This is a genomic window from Bacillus sp. SD075 (assembly GCF_017355165.1).
Taxonomy (GTDB): Bacteria; Bacillota; Bacilli; order Bacillales; family DSM-1321; genus Peribacillus.
The window spans coordinates 1-19061 of sequence record NZ_JADILK010000066.1; the positions used below are offsets into that span (position 1 = coordinate 1).

Sequence of the window (19061 nt, forward strand, 5' to 3'; positions counted from 1 at the left end):
GAAATCATCTTAATCGATGATTTTATTTTGTGCATATTCCTTTAATCTAGGCAGGATAGGCTCTAAAATTTCTTTGGCTATGTAATCCGTATCTAATCCAATGAAACGTTCACTTTCCATGTCGACCGATCTCGCATTTTCTGGGTCATTACAAAAAATGAACGATATGATTCCTTTATCTTCCGTCATATCTACATATTTGAATGAAATGTCATGTTTCGTAAGACAACTTTCAAACGCAATGCACAATTCATCTATATTTGATTGACTAATAGATGTGAATTTCATATTGATCATCCCCTCCCTTAAAGGATAGCAAAATAAAGCATGGATTTCAAAGCGAAATTCAAGTCGATTTCATTCAATTCCCTTCCCTTCCCCTGATTTAATTTTTTATCTTTCAACAACGATTAATAAGGATTTCCCTAGGGATAACCGGATTTTGTATCGCCGGGATATGCAGTTCCCCATGAATATTCCATGGCATGTCTCATATCTTTATACAAACACCTTGTTAGGAGTGGGGCAACATGAAGTCTTTTTATAAAGGAACGCTCATTTTGATTGTCGCAGCGTTTTTTGGTGAATGTATCGAATTTTTAGTGAACATGCTCCTAGCCAGGGAATTACAGGAAGAGGGCATGGGCCTTTATATGTCCATATTGCCAATATTCTTTTTGATATATGTGATTGCCAGCCTTGAATTACATATTTCCATTTCAAAATTCGTTGCGGAAAATAAACAGGCAATGCATTATAATCTTCTCATCCATGCACTTAAAATGGCTGCAGTCGTCGTATTGGTTATGTGTGTAGTTATGCCTTTCATACTTTCTTTCTCATCCATAATGGACAGATACCATCCCTATATTAAATGGCTGCTCATAACATTGATTCCAATAGTTGCCTTTTCATCGATTGCAAGAGGTTATTTCATGGGTGTCCAGCAAATGGGGAAGATTGCCTTATCTAACTTTTTAAAAGATATCATTCAATTCGGCTTGCTTTTCCTTATCTTTAATTTATTTCATTTTAACCAGGAAAAGTCCTTATTGATGGCCTTTTTTGTTTTGATTGGCAGTGAGTTCATCGTTTTTCTATACTTGATCAACCTTTTGATTCTTCAAATGCGATTCATGAGGCGCGGTACGAACGCGCGGACAACCGGTAAACATGCACGACAAAAGTTATTGGCGGTTTCGCTGCCTACCATGGGATTAAGGATTTTTCATGCGATAACAAATGCCATCCAACCTTTTTTGATCCATACTGCCCTTCTCTCGGCAGGATTCGGTGCTGTAGTGGCTACAGAACATTTCGGGATGCTAACTGGAGTTGCGATGACGATTGGCTTTTTTCCAGCTTTTATCGCACATTCCTTAATGATCATGCTCATTCCGAATGTTTCGAATGCTTACAAGAAGCAAGATAAGGAAAAATTGAGGGTTTTATTGCAAAAATCGATGTCTTTCACCGTATTGTATGGAGTTCCGGCTGTGATCTTCATTTATTTTTTTGCGGAGCCTTTAACCTCCCTCTTTTTTTCTTCAACATCTGCCGCATACTATTTAAAATTATTATGTCCTTATTTCCTTTTTCATTTTTTTGTCATCCCTATGCAAGCCTATCTCATCGGCCTGGGTTTAGTGAAAGATGCCTTCATCCATACCGTATGGTCCCATATTGTTGCCTTTTTAATGATGTATATCCTAGGGTCTCAGGCTTCCCTTAATATGGGAGGAATCATTTTAGGAATGAATACCGGTGCTGTACTATTAACTTTCATGCACTACTTGACCATTTGCAAAAAAATCGGCATTAGCCTCTTACTGACGAAATCAAGATCGATATGGATAAAGTGAGGCAAAACCAAGATCCATCCAGCAAAATCCCTTACGTTATTCGTATATAAAGATTTAGATGAAAAATATTGAGCCTTTCCCTGTACATATCACCTTCGTTACTGTATATTTCAACATACTTGGGTAATAATCAAGTAAAATGGTTTAAACTAACCATACAATAGTAATGGAGTGATTTCATGAGTAAAGCTAAGGCTAAGAGCGGAACGGGTAAAGGTACGGGCACAGGAACAGGCAAGAAGGGCTGGAATCGTTGGAAAACAAGTGCCAACAAGAAAAAAAACGCTAAACCATATGTAAGTAAAGGCGTCAAACATTCCAAAGATTCAAAAACATCCGGTCATGCTACAGGTGACAAGACAGAAAAATAACTGTTTGTCCTAAAACCCTTACAAAATTAACGTTTGTTCCATATTCTCATACAGGGTGTAAAGGGATCTGTATGAGAGAAATGGGTCTTATAGATATACGGGCGATTTCCATATAAATCATAAGAGTTCGGCTATTATACATACCATCAAAAAAGACACTCCAAATCACGGTAGTGTCTTTCATTTTTTTATTATTTTCTTTTTATCTAAATTGGCTTTTGGATTTGATAGCATTGATTTTTTTCGGGGAAAACTCTGTACTGAAACCGTTAGTCGCTTTTTTAACAGAGTCTGTAACTGAATGTATCGCTTCCCCTACATCCTGAGCAGAATCCAATAATGGTTCAACCGTTTTCATTTTGGATTTTACATCGTCGGTGATTTCATTTGCAGTTTGCAATAGTTGTTTCGATTCGCCGGACAGATCGTGGATGGCATTTCTCACTTCAGCCAATGTTTGATTGGCTTCTCCTATCGTGGCCATTCCCTTTTGAAGCGTACTGATTAAAAATACGACCAACCAAATGAAGGCTAAAGCGATTGCAGCCACACTATATTCAATGATCAAAATAAAGCTCCCCCTCTAAATTTAATAGTAGAAACGATTACTTCAAATATGTTAGTGGATCCCGGGGTGCCTTTTTTATTGATAAATGATACTATTTGATCTTGATTTGAACCCCCTCAGCTTCAGTTCGAGTTGAAGGAGCTGTAGGAGTGGATAAATCTTTAGGGCTGCCTTCCAAACTGGCTTCTTTCATGGAATTGGTTACATTATGAATCATTTCACCAACATCTTGAGCGGATTCTAACAAAGGATCGACATTTTCCATCTTCCCTTTCACATCCGCTGTAATTTGATTGGCAGAGTGGATCAATTGTTTGGACTCATGCGTCAATCCTTGTACTGCATTTCTTACCTCTTCCAGTGTCTTATTTGTTTCTTCAAGTGTTCCCATCCCTTTCCGTAGCGTCTGATTGACATTATATATCAAATACATGACGGCTCCGGAAACACTGGCCACACTTAATTTAATTAACATTTTCATATATCCACTCCCTTCATTTAAATTTATGCACTGTCCCTTCCATTCATTCCCTAAAGTCCATCCCTCTCTCCAGTCACATTAAAAAACGATTCACCTTATCATAAAAGACGTTTAAAGGATAATAGTAAGGGTAGAGACCATCTTAAGAGAAATATTCATCTGTTAAATGATTGTATCACTGGGTGTAATCATTGTTAGGACGCATGCTTAAAAGAAGATCATGTAAACATGATGGTAGAATGCATTCGCTTGGATCGGAAATGTGCTGAGGCATGCTTGAGATGCGCAATAATATGCGGAAAGTAAGCCGCTTGATGCATGGGATAGAACTACGCTATCCTTTTCATTTAACTCCCTCCTTACTTACCCATTTTTTTATCAAATCTATTAAAGGATGAAGATATTTTTTATATATTCTAGCGAGGTATATGTTGAAATTATTTAATGCTTTAATAATAAAGTTATAAAAAATACCAAAAAACATATTGAAAATTGCCCTTTTTAGGCACACTAGTATTAAAAACAGGAGGATGTTATGACACCTCGGAATATTAAGGCAATAGATGATTTAGAAGTGCAAGATCCCCCTCCTTCATCTGATAAGGAAAGTCAAATAGTCAAACTCAATCGATTATTAGGTGCGGTCATGCGTTATTTATCAGATGATGAGCAAGAAGAAATTGATATAGAGTATCTTCTTGAAAACACCGAAGGGCTGCGGGATTGGTGGAGCGAATATAGGGAGCTTGATCGAAAACGGGTCGAAGAAGAAATAAAAAAATCCCTTACTGATTTATCCCTTGAAGAACTTGAAAACATCCGTGAACAAATTCGCACAAAGGAATAAAAAAATCCACGCATTGGGATTTATCCTGATCATGCACGGATTTTTTCTTTCTTTTCATATACAATAACTATAAAAATGATTTCGCTCAAGCAGCATAAAAAATCCTCTGATTCATGGACCACTCAAATGAACTTAGTCCCAGTTGAACGATCGTGGAATCAAACGAATGCATCCAATGGATTTATCACTGTCTTTCCGTCTCAAGTTCATATCTCTTTGCTGCTTAGACCATTGATAGTTGAACTACAGACAGCGGTCTTTTTTCGTTATTAAACTGGTATAGGAAGTTCATGATTTCCTGGTTCTCTCTCTCTCCCAATCCCTGTATAATCAATTCAAAGGCATGGGCGATGATGATCACTTCAAAATCCATAGACCCATATTTTTCAGCATGGGAATTTAAACGTTTGAGTTCCTGCAGGGTTTGTGAAAATTGGAAAATTCACTTAGATTATGGTTCATCGATTTTAATGATAGGCATGGGTAAGGATAGTTGTCCTTCGTTAAAAAGGCGATGTAGTTCGGACAGGTTATCAGAATGGCATCCACTTTACATTCGGCAATCCACTCTTGTTCTTTAACCCTTCCTTGTGCATCCGGACTCTTAAAATTTTCATCCATTGAATCCGATGCATCAATCCCGGATCTACAAAATGGAGCCATTCAATATCGAATGTCGACGCGGTTTCTATGTATTCTAAATTTGTAGTGCGCATGTAAACATGCCTATCTTTTTTTTCATAAATCTCCCGCTTTCATCAGTTTTTTTCTGTTGTTCTAACACAAAATGCAGTGTTACATTGACCGTTACCGGCAAAAAAGTAATAAGTCCGCTGAGAGAATATCCTAGAATCAGAATACCCGGTTGGTATGTATCGTGCACTTTGGCATATATTTATCAAGCCGATAGCTGAGGTTATCACCTGGAAAATGGAACTGAGTACCTTATCGATTCAAGGAAAGAAAGCATCCGTTTTAGAAAGAAATACAAATTTTTTTTCAAAACGAGAGAATCAACCGTAATAGTCAGATAAGAATTATTATATTGGAGAGTGATCACCATTCTATATTTGATTGCGATTCTTTTCCCTCCATTAGCCGTATTACTAGCCGGTAAACCCATACAGGCTGTGTGTAATTTAGTCCTCACACTATTTTTTTACGTTCCCGGTTTAATTCATGCAATTTTAGTGGTGCATGATAAGAAAGCTGATAAACGAATGAAACAGCAGGCTGCACTTATAGCTAAAACGAAACAAACGACTAAGTGATTGAAACAACAGCTCATAACCCGACTAAAGACACCACCAAGGTGCGCTTTAGTCGGGTTATTACCATCAAAAAAGAATGCATTTAATTGAATCTGTGCGTCTTCCTTCGCCCTTTATAATAACAAGCATCACATATTTGAAAACGTGAGTCATCCGGCAGCTTTTTTCCACAGCGCTTGCATTTTTTTTGATAATTCAACATTTCGTCTTTTAACTGATCATGGACTCCATCACTGATTTCCTCACGGATACGTTCCCAATAAACAGCTTCCGTTCGCTTACCCATCCGATATAAAAATAATAGATGAAGACCTATCGCTTTATAGGATAGCTCCAATTCCTCCAGATTTCTAGTTTTGATCATCGGTTCAGGGAGGTCACTGCTCTCGGCAATCGCTTCGACCGTTTCCAGCCACTGTCTGATCAGACTTGGTTCTTTTGCCGAAAAGGGAATATGCAGGAAACCATATAAATCCATTAAAGAAAAACGCGCTTCGATTTCAGTATCCCGTATCAGTTCGTAAAGCTCCCTTTCTTCAGATAGCGATGCCTTTTTCGTGCCTTTAGGAGGCTCAAATCTCTCCCACATTTCGAAAAACGTCCCTAGGTTTCGGTAATATTTTTGAAAACGTTCAAATACAGCAGAGGTTGGGGCAATAGTGAAGGTTTGAACTGGCTCATCTACCTGTTCCAGTAGCTTATTCATAATTTTGATGTCTGCTGTAAATGCTACCTTGCCAGTGTCGTAAATCCCTTTTCTACCGGCTCGACCAGCTATTTGCTTGACTTCTTGTGAAGTCAACCTTCTTCTTCGTGTCCCGTCGAATTTTTCATTTTCAAGAAAGACGATACGGCGTATCGGCAAGTTCAATCCCATTCCAATCGCATCGGTGGCAACGACAACTGATGTTTCCCCGCGATTGAATAGCTCTATTTGCCGTTTTCTATTTTCAGGAGGCATACTGCCGTATATCATGCTGACATTATGCCCACTCTCCTTTAACCGGGACGCGGTTTCCAGTACCTGTCTTCTCGAAAAACAAATGAGGGCATCCCCTTTTTTTGTATACTTCAGTCCAAATTCCCTTTGTTCTACCTCGAGCGGAATTTCCCGTCTGTATTCGTGGAGTTCTAAATCAGCTTCATTCAAAAGGTTCAAAAGCATCCTCTTGATATTTTTGCTCCCGATTATGTGCACTTCTTTCGCATTAGCTTGCGTGATTGCCCTAAACCATGAGAAGCCTCGATCTTTATCGGCAATCATTTGGGCTTCATCTATGACGATGACTTCATGGTATTCTTTTTCATGAAACATTTCAACGGTGCTGGAGACATGCTTAGCACCCTCAATTGCCTTTTCTTCTTCTCCTGTTTTTAATGAACAAGGTACACCGTCCGCATTTAATTTATCAAACACTTCAAGTGCAAGCAGTCTAAGGGGAGCTAGATACAAACCGCTTTCCGCTCCTTTCATTTTTTCCAGGGCCTTATGCGTCTTCCCGGTATTGGTTTCCCCGATATGCAAAACATATCTAACTTTTTTCCCTAATGATGGAGTATAAGCCTTACCGATGATGTCATCGATCATCCTTTGCTCTTCTGCCCGCTTCTTGGCTTGCTCTGCTAATACTTCAGCTTTTCTTCTTTCTCTGTTTTCCACGTCTTTTTCAAATATTTCTTCGTGCAATTTTTCATTAAAAGGAATTCCTTCAAGGGTCACTAAATCAGAAAGGTATTCTTCCTGAAGTTCATCAAAGCAGGACTGGGACAAATCGGCCAATTCATCGCTTAGTATACCTTGTAGGGCCTCACCCGTCAGCCTTTCCCCATATGACTCAAAAAAATCATGATGAAGTGTAGCAGGTAAATGGTTCAAGTATTTGTCAGGGGCTATTTTCCTTATGAAATCCGAAACTAATCTTTCATACCTATAGAAGTAATTTTCATATTCATAACGGTTCCTCCCCCAACCGATTAACGAGTGAATATCGCCTGTCAGCTCTTCAAAAAAATCAGTGACCATTAAGTATTCGGCAGCTTGAAAGCCTCCTTGTTCAACCAATTGCTCTTCAAGTAAGTATGGATCGACATATTGGAATTTAGGCTTATTCTTAAGATCTTTTGTCAGGATTCCAGCAATATAATACCTGACATGTAAATATAAAAGAAGTGAGTTGTTTTCAAAAAATGAATTGGCCTCTTCTTGCAGACTTGCGCGTGTCTTCCAACGCTTCTTGGCAAGCCGCTGTTCTTCTTGTCTCCTAAAGAATTTTTCCCTTGCATTTTTATATCTATTCTCCCAATCTGCTTGATTATCAGCAAAGGTTTTTTTAATCCACGTTAAGCCATCAAATGGGCGATACTTCTTTAATTCGTTCCGGAACATGCTATTGATCAGCTTATGATCTGAACCTTCCGTTACAAATCCCCTTTCGCTCAAAAACGCCTTTTTTTCCTTTCTGGGCACATCGTTTGATGCTTTATTTAACCAAACATTTATCCAAATTTGCTCAATAAAAGACATCCTGTCTGATATATATGCTGAATAAGAAGGCATTGTCTCTTGATTCTCTAAATAAAAATCCATATCCTGGATTATCTTTTCCTTTGTATTCTCTATAGCAATAGGATATATACTTTCTAATTTTCCCATAATGATCCCCTTTTGAATTATCCAATATGTACTTTATGACTTCCTTTTATCCTCCCCAATTTTTTTATAAATGAGCCAGATACATCCGTTTAATCTATTTAAATTCATATGCCCCGTTATCATGGGAAGGTCCAGAAATGCCAAGTTGCTTTAAGGTACTCTTACCATTCCTTTTACAGTATAGTGCATGATAAATGCTGATAACTTAGACTTTATGGGTTAATGAAGTGATGCCCATCCCGGAAATCTAGAAAAGGATACTCAGATTAAGCTATTTGGTAATCAGGCAAATTAAAATTTAATGAAGTTAGAAAAAAGACGAAAATAAAGTAAAGGCCCTTTTTTCTACTTACTCGATTATTCCTCGATGAATCCAACCCCTTCATTGAGTTTAGTGGAAATTCACACAACTGTCACGGTTTTCAGATTCCACTTTTGTGTCTTTGTCGTTCAATAAGAGAAATAACATCCCGAAATCCAAAAAGACTATAGATAAATGAGGAGCCTGAAAATGATTCAGCAAGATATCAACTATTATAAAAATTTCGATTCTATCGCCAAAGAAAGATTAGCATTTTTAGCTCAAACCATTTAGGTCAATACATTCTTCCTTTCTATATTAAATCCCATACAATTTTAAAGGATATGATCTGATAATCAATAAGTCTTTGGCAGCTTTGATAAGCCAGACAATCATTCTGGAAAAAGGGATTATCAGTATTCTTTGTCAGGTCTTTACAAGAGGCACTTCATTTATATTTTTTTGATTATCATAAAGATAAAACAAACGAGGAAATGGCCCTTCTTTACATCGATCTTGATCATTTTAAATTTTTCAATGATTCATCTGGCCATGGTGCTGGTGAGGATGTTATTAAAAAGGCTGCGGAATATTTTTTGCAATCCTTCCCATAAGGTAGTCATGTGGCTCGAATCGGCGGTGATGAATTCATTGTATTATTACATCCATCCCATTGTGAGGATTTAGTGAAAAGTACTCAGCTAAAAGCTGAATTATTATGGAACCATTTATCCACCATGCCCATTCAATTGGAGTATTGAATATTCCATACGTCCAGATTCTTTAGCCTTATACATGGTACGGTCCGCTTTATTCTAAAATGACTCCATTTCCGTTAACAAACTGTGATTATCCTGAAAAATAAAAAAAACCAGTTCTCCTTAGAGACTGGCCTTCTTTTACCTTAAAAAAATCCAACGTTTAGTTTTCAGCTTTTGCAAAAGCTTGAGCAAATCAGCGTTTCCCTTATGTATCCGTTGCTCGGATGGTGAAGCGGAGGGGACCGGGATGTTAACTCTCTCGGGTTTTTTGTTCATATGCTAAAAGACCCTTCCTATTCTTTGATTTTGAATAGTATATGCGGGTTTTCCATTAAATATCATAAAGAAAGGAAAAACCTCTGCCCTTTCTTATAAAACGTTTTTTAATCGGCTGAAACGTGCAGCTTTTTCTTTTTGTTTCAGGATAATGCGTTCGTTCTGTTTCATCACTTTTTTAGTATGGGGACTTATACCTACATCAGGTATGTTTACCTGTGGTTTGATTACAGCCACTGACATGTCTTTGCTTGCTTTATCATAAATGCTCATTTATCCTTCACCACCTGGTTTTTGTTTTATGACCATATCGAACATCATGATTAATAATGCTATTAATAAACAATCGACTTCTGAAACGAAGCTTTCTGATTTAACGTCAAGGATATAGGGTTCCATTAAAATACTTACAGGCTGCAAAGCCTTTTTCTCTTCATCATTATAATACGTATCTTCTCTTTCCAATGTAGCACGAATGGTACTGCCATTCAAGTTCGGATGCCCATTTATCACCAATTGCTTGTCCTGTTCCGTTTTGAAAGGAAGGATTTTCACATTCATCCCTTCCTTTGCTGCATACGCTTGTAGGAGAATGCTCAAATAAGCCAAATATTCCTTATTCGTTTGATAATACTCAGGTATTCCTTCTTTTTTTAGGAGATGAAACATATTCTTGACCTTTTCCCTATTATCCGTTAAAAGTTTGTCACTTTCCGCAACGGCTTTTGTTGCATAGGACAGCTCGTTATCGCCAATCTTCGATATGTACATGCTCAAGAACACAAACATATCAATCAGGATGAATACGATAGCCATAATCAAGAAATTTTTCCACTCATTAAAAATGCTCATAGGATAGAAATTCCAATAAATCAATGCTCCCAGTATAAAAATGATATACCAGGTTTTTCGAATCGCTTCAATCCTTTTACTTACCTTGTCTTTATATCTCCAAGAAAGAATGACATAGGCTAATAAAGCAATAAATACTATCCATACAAAAATTCTGAAAAACATTAACAATCGATTTATCACCCTACCCTTCGGCTACAACACTCCTTATCCCGCTCTCTATATAATTCATTATATATACTTCTATTCCCTGCCTAAGACGGGTGAAACTTAAACACTTGTCATAAGTTTCATTGACCTTTTCTCAGAAGGGTATATCTTTATCATTTTTCTTGTGGTGCATCATAGTAAATAACCTTATATATTTTGTGATATGCTATGTTTTAAGAAAAGGTCTGATTAATATGGGAGGAAACTATCATGCTGAAAATTATTAAGGTCGCCATCTCTTCTTTTATAGTACTGTTACTTTTCCTAAACCTCTATCCTCCACTTGGTAGACGGACAAATAAAGAAAAACTGAGAAGTTTCACTACAAAAGAAAATTTTTCCAAGGGAAAATTCCAAAATCAGATTCCTGCCAGTCAATCGATGAGTCTTAAACATACTGGTTCCATTTTACGTGATTACATAAAAGCTAATCCAAAACGGAGGCCAGACCGTCCAATCATAATTGGAACAAAAGAACCTGTATCTATGAATTCCAATAAAATCACCTGGTTTGGTCATTCTGCATTCATGTTGGAATTAGATGGGAAAACCATTTTAGTCGATCCCATGTTTGGGAAAGCACCCACTCCCTTTCCTTGGTTTGGAAACAAGCGCTTTAGCGGGGAGTTGCCTATCGATTTGGATTTGCTACCTCCTATCGATGCCGTCCTGCTCTCACATGATCACTACGATCATCTGGATTATTTCTCAATAAAGAAATTAAAGGATAAGGTCAGTCAGTTCATTGTCCCACTCGGAGTCGGCGGACATCTTGAAAGATGGGGTGTTAAACAAGAACTGATCCAGGAACATAATTGGTGGGATGAAGTTTCATTCAAGGGATTGCAATTTGCCTGTACGCCTGCAAGGCATTTTTCTGGAAGAAGTTTACGTGATGGCAATACGACACTATGGTGTTCTTGGGTAATTAAAGGCAAACAAGAAAAGGTTTTTTTCAGCGGCGATAGTGGTTATGGCAGCCATTTTAAAGAAATCGGCGAAAAATACGGACCTTTCGATATAACTTTAATGGAATGCGGCCAATATGATGAGCGCTGGTCAACCATCCATATGATTCCAGAAGAAACTGTTCAAGCACATATCGATGTACAAGGACAACGGATGATCCCCATTCATTGGGCTGGTTTCACTTTGTCATTTCATGACTGGACAGATCCGATAGAACGGGTAACAAAAACGGCCAATGATCTTGGCGTCCAGGTCTGCACACCCCAAATAGGCGAACCAGTATTGATGGGTTCAACGGATTTCCCCCAAACAATATGGTGGAAATGAAAAGGTTCCATTCCTTATGGAATGGAACCTTTTCATTCATTTCACATTTTCCCTTCATTATATTCAAGATTCACCTTTATTGAATGCTCTTTCTTCCCTCCAAAATAATTTGTGCCGATTACACCTAAAATGATTAGTACCGACCCCAATATATCATAGATTGTAATCTTTTCATTTAGAATGAGAGCTCCTGCAGCTATCGTGACAACAGTGGAAAGGTTTGCAAACACACTCATTTGGGACGCTTTGATTTTTGATAAAATCGCATTGGATAATAACGAAGTGACCAATGAAGCCAATATTCCCAAATACAAAATGGAACTGATGAATTCCATGCTCGACCAGGGTGTAAAGAATTCAGTCATCGTCCCTTGTTTTAAATGGGTAACGAGCGCGGCCACATTAAAAATGACAAAGCCTGTTCCCATCATGAAAAAGGACATTTCACCTGGTGTATAGTCCTTGGCAAGTGAACGGGTCATCGTTGTATAACAGGCAGTTGCAATACAAGATAGCAGGATCAGCACCATCCCAAGCATGTCGGAAAAATTGATTGTGCTCCCTTTCACCACAAAAATAAAAATGACCCCAACTACCGACAAAACAATCGAAAGCTTTTGATATAAAAATGCTTTCTCCTTCAGGAAATATCCAGCTATCACCAATGTTAGAATTGGGGTGACGGCAGACAAAATTCCGGCATCGGTGGATTGCGAATACTTAAGTCCGAAAGTTTGAAAGGCAAAGAAAAGAGTTGGGAATAACAAGGATAGCGGGACCAGGTTTTTAACCGACTCCCAGGAATAGTACTCTAACGGCGACCAGGAATAAAATGATAACGAAAGAAACCGTGAATCGGAATGCCAAAGTATCTAGCGGATTCGATTCTGCAATCGCCATTTTCGTAAATAAGAACGATAGGCCGACAATACTTGAATGAAATATGGCTAACGTGTATGCAAATGTTCGGGATTTCATGACTGCAACTCCTCAACTAGATTACTATATTCCTTTTTAGGTATAGTACCCTTTGCATCTGTATTGCAATCCAAGTTAGTGTTAAAAGATCACGCACAGACAACCTCATGACAATATCTTTTTAATGAAGGACATTGGTGATACTCCAGTTACTTTTCAGTAATTAAGAACTTAGTAAAGTATGATCATGTATAGTATCAAATATGATAAAATTTCAACAAGGAAGTGAGGTATACATATATGTTAGTTACTACAGTAATATTCCTTATGGCTGGCCTAGCGGAAATTGGTGGCGGCTACCTTATTTGGCTTTGGTTAAGAGAAGGTAAATCCATTTATCTAGGTTTAGCCGGAGGTTTTGGATTGGTGTTATACGGCATCATTGCAACTTTCCAAACGTTCCCTACCTTTGGACGTGTATATGCTGCATATGGCGGGGTTTTCATTGTATTATCAGTTTTATGGGGATGGGGCATCGATAAAAAAACGCCTGATTTATATGATTGGATTGGAGCTGTCATATGCTTAGTCGGGGTTTCAGTCATTATATGGGGCCCTAGGCAGTAAAAAAATAAAGGGCATTATGCCCTTTATTTTTTTACAAAAATCTTCCGTTATCGTTTTGAACAATCTTCATGTGAACATTTTATACAGTGATCCAGGAAGACTGTACATTATATCAATTTCTTTTCCTGCCTGTTCTCGATCATATTGCTGAAATTATCCTGAATAAACCAAATTGCCGCTGCTGCAATGATGCATGGTATGGCAAAAGCTATAAAATTGACTTGCAAGATAACTTCATATCAAGCAGAACCCCACAGAAAGTAGGAGCAAGTATTCCGCCAATTCTGCCGATACCCAATGCCCAGCCGACATCTGTAGAACGATTTCATTCGGATAAAACTGTGATACATACGCATTCGTTACGATTTGTGTACCTGTTGTCGTACCTCCTGCAATGCCAATCAGCATATAAAGCATGATCATGCTGGGCTTGAAGCTCAGCATCGTTAGGGTAATGAATCCAATGACCAAGAAAGCTACCAGAATCCTCTTGGAACCATATCTATCTGCAAGCTTCCCTCCAACGATCGCTCCTAAAACCGCTCCAAGGTTCAATACGACTAAGAATGTCAGGCTTGAACCTAATTCATATCCTGCCCCACCCATGATTTTTGGCAGCCACGTACTCAAGCCATAGATTACGAACAAACACATGAAAAATGCAATCCAAAACATAAGGGTGCTAAAACCCTCTTCCAAAGAGGGCTTAAGATTGAGACAAACTCGACGAAAAGCCAGCTTACCTACAATTTTTTTCTTCTTAGCGTTTCAGTCGATTTCGGAAATCCGTTCCCTTTCAGCCAACTGCCTGCCCAGCCGCATCAAAGCAAGCATCTGCGGGGTCCCGGCAAGCCCGTTATTCCAGGAGTTTCGCATATTTCTTCAATCTAATGAGGGCTTCATCGATAAAAAAGTAAAAATATAGAAAGGATAACCTAGTTATATTTTATACTTGGGTAATAATTCCCTGGTCAAAATCGTGAAAGGGATTCGGGATGAGACCATTCCGAACCCCTTATTGTCAACAAAAAAATGAGCCCTCTTTGATAAGAGGGCTCTTAATAAGGATATGGATTAAGTTTCCATGGCTTCTTTACGCTTTCTTTTCCTTGATTCTGTTATTAAATCATAACCAAGATAAAGGATGATGGCTCCGCCTAACAATTTAACATATAACGGAATGTCCGCTACAAAGAAATAAATCATAGAGAATAATGTCCCTATAATGCTTAACCAAAAGATTACATGTTTTAAAATTTTCAAAGTAAGACTCCTCACAAAAGATGAGATTAATTTCTAGTTCGCTCCTTTTCAAGGAGGAATTAATTATCCGTACCATCATTTTAACATTTTTTCTTTATATTAAGAGTGAAATCGTATTGCGAAATTATGAACATTTAAGCAACTTTTCTAAAAGGATAGGTCAATTCCCGGAAAATCTTTACGCTAATTCTTGTCAATTTACAGTTTTCATAGACCTATTACCCAAGCAAAAAAGGCCAATAAAACAAATATGCATGAAATGGCAGCGAGTGTATCCTAACACTGCAATTCATGCATATCGTTTCACAAGGCGTTCATTTTATTGGATTCTATCACTATTTCTTCAGTTGGTTCCGAATGATCATGTTTATAATAAGCCATTTTCGCTGGAACGAATGATAAGGCAACCGCGGCAATGAGACCTGGAATGGCGAAGGCAATGAAATTCATTTGGATGGGCAGCGAGATGGATAATAAGAATCCACCGAGTATGGGTCCGAGCATACCTCCGATCCTTCCGATTCCAGATGCCACCCCTAATGCCGTCGATCGCATATCTGGTGGGTAGTACTGGGAGACATAAGCTTGTACAAGGTTTTGGGCACCAATGGTACACGCTCCTGCAATCGCTACCAATGTGTATATCACATAGGAGCTTCCTCCCATCCCCAATAGTGTCAAACTGACTGCCCCAATCGCATACATCGGCACAAGCAGTTTCTTGGAACCGTAACGATCACAAAGTTTAGCGATGATAATCGTGCCTACGATAGCGCCCCCTTGAAGAACGACCAAGAAACCTAAACTTGAATTCAGCGGATACCCTGCCTCGATCATTAACTTTGGTAGCCATGTATTCAAACCATATACCATCAACAAGCACATGAAAAAGGCGATCCAGAACATCAGTGTGCTTAGAGCACGGGAATTCTTAAACAATCCAAGAATCGGCAAATTCGTATCTATTTTTTTCACTTCAACAATTTCATCCTTGATGTCGAATTTATTTTCCGGACTGACCTTTGATAATATCCTGATCAATTCTTCTTTTCTGCCAATTCTGATCAGATGCGTGGAAGCCTCTGGTAAACGCTTCATCATGAAGGGTAAAATTAATAATGGTATTCCTGCAAACCAGAATATTGATTCCCACCCTAGTGAAGGCATAAGCAAGATACCCAGCATCGGTGCAAGCATCCCTCCAAATGAGTAACCGCACAAAACAATTGAAACGACCATGCTCCGCATCGTTTTCGGTGCATAATCCGTCAATAAGGCAATGACGTTCGGCATGATTCCCCCTAGCCCTAATCCCGCTAGAAATCGGAAAGTCGAAAACATGGTAGGCGTGTTCGCGAATCCACATAATAACGTAAATAAACTAAATAAAATCAGTGAAATCGCAATTACATTTTTTCTGCCAATCCGATCTGCTAAAGTACCAAAGAAGATAGCCCCGAACATCATTCCAAATAGTCCATAGCTGCCCATTGCTCCCGCTTCCACGGAAGAAAGGTTCCACTCCTCCGTCAAAACCGGGACTACCGTTCCATAAACGACGAGGTCATATCCATCAAAAAGGATAATGATAAAGCACCATGCCAGCAATCCAAAATGAAAGCGATTGAACTTACTATTGCTAATTACCTCGGTCGTATTGATTTTAGCCATAAAATTTTTTCTCCCCTCTTGGTGACTACTGTACTTCCACAAAAATGACAGCGCTTACGTAAACGTTATAAAAAATCGGATCACTATGATTTTATACAAATAGTGAACCAAGTTATCTATTTATTATTATAAGTGCTAATTATCTGATATTTCAATAAAAACTTTCATATAATTTTCATATAATTTTCATAAATATCTTAATATGTACTCTGATGCCATTGTTATATATAATGTTCCGAATATGCGTAAAAACAACAAAAAACCAGTCCCTGTCGGAACTGGTTTCCAATTTTTAAAGTAGTAAAGCCGCCATTGCCGTATTCAAGTAAGAAAGTTTTAAACCACCACTCCTCAAAGTGGGTGTTTGCAGAAAAAATCCTGTTGTCCAAGTCAGTGACGAGGCATAACATTCCTGTTTCAATATAAAACTCCCTATTACAGCTTAAAGGTTAAAACTTAATTATCATTACGAACAACGCAGCTTGTATAGTTATAATACCGAAATATCTTCAATCTTGCAAGTTTAATCATTCCCAAGTAACAAAAAATTTCATGTTACAAATTAAGCAAGTGTAGCCAAAGTAGTTACATGCCCAAACGGCAATACTAATGGCGGCACTCTGAAGGAATGTCATGCTTGGGTAAGTAAATATTTTTAGATAGAATGTGCAAGATAAAATTGCGGGACCGAATGGAAAGTGTTTGTCTTACGTAGATCTCGGATGTTGTACTCTAAAATATATCCTTAATAACATTTGCAAATACATGGAAGAAGTCTATAATATTAACAAACAGATTTGATTGGAGTGACTAGTTATGCTTTCAAACATTGGTTTTCCCGGTTTAATTTTAATCCTTCTTTTAGCTTTAATTGTTTTTGGACCGAACAAGCTACCTCAAATCGGACGGGCAGTCGGTACCTCGCTTAGGGAGTTTAAGGATGCAACCAAGGGAATAACAGAAGAAATACAAGAGGAATTCAAGGAGGACGTACAAGCCGCAAGAAAAGAATCAATAAAATGAAAAAGACGCCTGCACGCAGCAGGCGTCTTTGATGCGTTTGTGGCGCAGAACCGTCAGGCCACATCCCGACGTTTAGCTAAAAGCATGTTCTACGACTTACACAAATTAGCTCATCGCTTTATTAATATAACATTAAAATTATATTATATCAAGTGATTTATTGGCCAGCCTCTTACGGCATCCTTGGAATTGATTTTACTCCATACTTTCTCAAGTTTGTCTTATTCTATAAACAGTTTTGTTTTTTCAGAAATATTCTATCGAGTTCTTCACTAAAATATAATTGAGCCTCAATAAGGTATTCCTTCAAACAACACCGTTTACCTTCATTACAAGTTCATCGTCAATTGTGTCAATTGATCCGAGGAAACGGCCACTTGATTGAACGCTTCATTAATTTCATCGAATATAACATTCAGCTCTGTCATTTCCTTGGTGATCTTAATATTCTGCTCTTTAACAGAAAGCATGGACCTAGCTATATCCGTAAAAAATATGCCCGTTTCTTTTCCTTGTTTCGTTCCTTTAGTAATTTCCCCGCTAACCATGGAAATTGATGTGTTCATGACATTGGTAAAATGGGCAATTCCATTAACCAGTTTCACCACTTCCGATACGGATTCCTTGGTATTTTCTGAAAGCTTCCTTACTTCACCAGCCACAACCGCAAATCCTTTACCATTTTCACCAGCTCTTGCCGCTTCAATCGCTGCGTTCAACGCCAACAAATTCGTTTGCTCTGCAATGGAAGTGATTATCGTGACAATTCTTTCAATTTCCTTTGAAGTATTGGATAGCTGTTCCATATCTTTTGAGATGATCGTCATTTGCTCCTGCGTTTTTACCAACCTTTTCTCTAATCCCTGTAACAGTTCGACTCCCTCATTTGATTTTCCCTCTGCATGAATTGCAATCTCTGACCCCTTTTGAGTGAAATCATGAATTTCACCTACCTTATTTGCCATTAATTGAGTTGCTGAACTAGTCTCTTGACTAATCGCTGCCAATTCCTCTGCATTATGATTAACCTGTTGTTTAATCGTTTCTTTTTCTTCCAGGTTTTTTTGGCGAATCTTCTCATTTTCAAGTTCATATGCCTCTAAAACTATTTGCTGTTCCAAATTTAAAATTTTAGTGACAGCCAGAATGTTTTCTTGATATTGCTCAATATTTTTTACATTGGAAACCACATGAATGATTAATGATTGCAATAAATCCTGAAAAGCACTCATATACCATTTTGGCTGCAGTCCAATTCGCACATGTACTTGTGCGATAATATAACGCTGTTTAATATACGCATCATCAATGGTTCCACTAAACATTTCGAACATATGACGATGCAGTGTCTTTTTCAACCTATCAACAGAACTATTATCCGAAATGATTTTCATTAAAGAGGGTTCATTTTCTAGATTTTTATAAAAATTCCCTACAATTTGGGTCAAATGTTCTTTCACTTGTTCCTGTAAAGAACGAATTATGCATAAATCCCCAATTGTTAAATGAATCATGTCCACTTGATTCATTACGCTCGGATATTCCGTGATATTGATACCGACCTGTTCTTTATATTGCATATAGTCCATTGAATCTATCTTTTTTTTATTTCTCCATATACTTTTCATGATTGAATTGCCCTCCATTTTTTTCTACCTATATATACTATTTCGACATAAAGTCTGTTAATCTTAATTCACTTTGATAAATTTTCTTCTTTCATACAAGACTTATGAACTATTTATGTCCAAATAAAAAAAGACACTCCAGAGAGTGTCCCAGACTGTAGACAAACTCGATGAAAATCGAG

Annotated in this window: 18 protein-coding genes, 1 other RNA gene and 5 pseudogenes; 9 read left to right on the forward strand and 15 right to left on the reverse strand. The window is 37.9% G+C overall.

Features of this window, described 5'->3' with window-relative positions; all coding sequences use genetic code 11:
• Positions 1-9 precede the first annotated feature (9 nt).
• Positions 10-288: a hypothetical protein gene (locus IOC57_RS23855; protein ID WP_207441026.1), complete on the reverse strand. Its 279-nt coding sequence runs from the start codon at positions 286-288 to the stop codon at positions 10-12.
• A 242-nt stretch (positions 289-530) separates the two neighbouring features.
• On the opposite strand from IOC57_RS23855, the gene IOC57_RS23860 reads away from it, so the two are divergent.
• Together IOC57_RS23860 and IOC57_RS23865 are read left to right on the forward strand one after the other, a co-directional pair.
• A complete protein-coding gene (locus IOC57_RS23860) occupies positions 531-1862 on the forward strand; it encodes an oligosaccharide flippase family protein (protein ID WP_207441027.1) in 1332 nt (443 codons plus the stop codon).
• 179 nt (positions 1863-2041) lie between these two features.
• Positions 2042-2233 carry a DUF3934 family protein gene (locus tag IOC57_RS23865; RefSeq protein ID WP_207441028.1) on the forward strand — a complete coding sequence of 64 codons (192 nt, stop codon included), beginning with the start codon at positions 2042-2044 and terminating at the stop codon, positions 2231-2233.
• Positions 2234-2435: 202 nt separating this feature from the next.
• Here the strand turns inward: IOC57_RS23865 and IOC57_RS23870 are convergent, their stop codons facing one another.
• Together IOC57_RS23870 and IOC57_RS23875 are read right to left on the reverse strand one after the other, a co-directional pair.
• Positions 2436-2801 carry a DUF948 domain-containing protein gene (locus tag IOC57_RS23870; protein ID WP_207441029.1) on the reverse strand — a complete coding sequence of 122 codons (366 nt, stop codon included), beginning with the start codon at positions 2799-2801 and terminating at the stop codon, positions 2436-2438.
• A 91-nt stretch (positions 2802-2892) separates the two neighbouring features.
• Positions 2893-3282: a DUF948 domain-containing protein gene (locus IOC57_RS23875; RefSeq protein ID WP_207441030.1), complete on the reverse strand. Its 390-nt coding sequence runs from the start codon at positions 3280-3282 to the stop codon at positions 2893-2895.
• Positions 3283-3492: 210 nt separating this feature from the next.
• Here IOC57_RS23875 and IOC57_RS26390 point away from each other — a divergent pair.
• Together IOC57_RS26390 and IOC57_RS23885 are read left to right on the forward strand one after the other, a co-directional pair.
• Positions 3493-3588, forward strand: a pseudogene (locus IOC57_RS26390) (hypothetical protein); the annotation flags it as partial.
• Between the two features lie 229 nt (positions 3589-3817).
• On the forward strand, positions 3818-4129 hold the full coding sequence (locus tag IOC57_RS23885; RefSeq protein WP_207441031.1) for a hypothetical protein: 312 nt from the start codon (positions 3818-3820) through the stop codon (positions 4127-4129).
• 158 nt (positions 4130-4287) lie between these two features.
• Here IOC57_RS23885 and IOC57_RS26165 read toward each other — a convergent pair.
• Positions 4288-4871: pseudogene (locus IOC57_RS26165) on the reverse strand (hypothetical protein).
• A gap of 319 nt (positions 4872-5190) precedes the next feature.
• Here IOC57_RS26165 and IOC57_RS23895 point away from each other — a divergent pair.
• Complete coding sequence (locus IOC57_RS23895) at positions 5191-5400, forward strand: YqaE/Pmp3 family membrane protein (RefSeq protein ID WP_207441042.1); 210 nt, start codon at positions 5191-5193, stop codon at positions 5398-5400.
• Positions 5401-5482: 82 nt separating this feature from the next.
• On the opposite strand, the gene IOC57_RS23900 is transcribed toward IOC57_RS23895, so the two are convergent.
• A complete protein-coding gene (locus tag IOC57_RS23900; protein ID WP_207441033.1) occupies positions 5483-8053 on the reverse strand; it encodes a helicase-related protein in 2571 nt (856 codons plus the stop codon).
• A gap of 783 nt (positions 8054-8836) precedes the next feature.
• Here IOC57_RS23900 and IOC57_RS26650 point away from each other — a divergent pair.
• Positions 8837-8968, forward strand: a pseudogene (locus IOC57_RS26650) (GGDEF domain-containing protein); the annotation flags it as partial.
• A gap of 516 nt (positions 8969-9484) precedes the next feature.
• Here the strand turns inward: IOC57_RS26650 and IOC57_RS23910 are convergent.
• A complete protein-coding gene (locus IOC57_RS23910) occupies positions 9485-9664 on the reverse strand; it encodes a hypothetical protein (protein WP_207441035.1) in 180 nt (59 codons plus the stop codon).
• Positions 9665-10408: a type II toxin-antitoxin system SpoIISA family toxin gene (locus IOC57_RS23915; RefSeq protein WP_286185156.1), complete on the reverse strand. Its 744-nt coding sequence runs from the start codon at positions 10406-10408 to the stop codon at positions 9665-9667. It abuts the gene before it with no gap.
• A 255-nt stretch (positions 10409-10663) separates the two neighbouring features.
• Here IOC57_RS23915 and IOC57_RS23920 point away from each other — a divergent pair, with 255 nt between their 5' ends.
• Positions 10664-11749 carry an MBL fold metallo-hydrolase gene (locus tag IOC57_RS23920; protein ID WP_207441037.1) on the forward strand — a complete coding sequence of 362 codons (1086 nt, stop codon included), beginning with the start codon at positions 10664-10666 and terminating at the stop codon, positions 11747-11749.
• Between the two features lie 41 nt (positions 11750-11790).
• On the opposite strand, the gene IOC57_RS26395 is transcribed toward IOC57_RS23920, so the two are convergent.
• Positions 11791-12516: a DMT family transporter gene (locus tag IOC57_RS26395; RefSeq protein ID WP_483862055.1), complete on the reverse strand. Its 726-nt coding sequence runs from the start codon at positions 12514-12516 to the stop codon at positions 11791-11793.
• A gap of 19 nt (positions 12517-12535) precedes the next feature.
• Positions 12536-12727, reverse strand: coding sequence for a hypothetical protein (locus IOC57_RS26180; RefSeq protein ID WP_286185153.1), 192 nt, complete (start codon positions 12725-12727; stop codon positions 12536-12538).
• A gap of 240 nt (positions 12728-12967) precedes the next feature.
• Here IOC57_RS26180 and IOC57_RS23930 point away from each other — a divergent pair, with 240 nt between their 5' ends.
• Complete coding sequence (locus tag IOC57_RS23930) at positions 12968-13294, forward strand: YnfA family protein (protein WP_207441038.1); 327 nt, start codon at positions 12968-12970, stop codon at positions 13292-13294.
• 234 nt (positions 13295-13528) lie between these two features.
• Here the strand turns inward: IOC57_RS23930 and IOC57_RS23935 are convergent, their stop codons facing one another.
• The 4 genes from IOC57_RS23935 to ssrS form a co-directional block, all read right to left on the reverse strand.
• The gene (locus IOC57_RS23935) at positions 13529-13969 is read right to left on the reverse strand and encodes an MFS transporter (RefSeq protein WP_286185154.1); all 441 of its coding nucleotides are present in this window, start codon (positions 13967-13969) and stop codon (positions 13529-13531) included.
• 399 nt (positions 13970-14368) lie between these two features.
• Positions 14369-14557, reverse strand: coding sequence for a hypothetical protein (locus tag IOC57_RS23940; protein ID WP_207441039.1), 189 nt, complete (start codon positions 14555-14557; stop codon positions 14369-14371).
• A 303-nt stretch (positions 14558-14860) separates the two neighbouring features.
• A complete protein-coding gene (locus tag IOC57_RS23945; RefSeq protein ID WP_207441040.1) occupies positions 14861-16228 on the reverse strand; it encodes an MFS transporter in 1368 nt (455 codons plus the stop codon).
• A gap of 299 nt (positions 16229-16527) precedes the next feature.
• Positions 16528-16715, reverse strand: a non-coding RNA gene (gene ssrS, locus IOC57_RS23950) — 6S RNA.
• A 329-nt stretch (positions 16716-17044) separates the two neighbouring features.
• Here ssrS and tatA point away from each other — a divergent pair.
• The gene (tatA, locus tag IOC57_RS23955; protein WP_137016713.1) at positions 17045-17251 is read left to right on the forward strand and encodes a twin-arginine translocase TatA/TatE family subunit; all 207 of its coding nucleotides are present in this window, start codon (positions 17045-17047) and stop codon (positions 17249-17251) included.
• A 329-nt stretch (positions 17252-17580) separates the two neighbouring features.
• On the opposite strand, the pseudogene IOC57_RS26655 reads toward tatA, so the two are convergent.
• Positions 17581-18051 (reverse strand): annotated as a pseudogene (locus tag IOC57_RS26655) (methyl-accepting chemotaxis protein); the annotation flags it as partial.
• 288 nt (positions 18052-18339) lie between these two features.
• Positions 18340-18897 (reverse strand): annotated as a pseudogene (locus IOC57_RS26660) (protoglobin domain-containing protein); the annotation flags it as partial.
• Positions 18898-19061 lie beyond the last annotated feature (164 nt).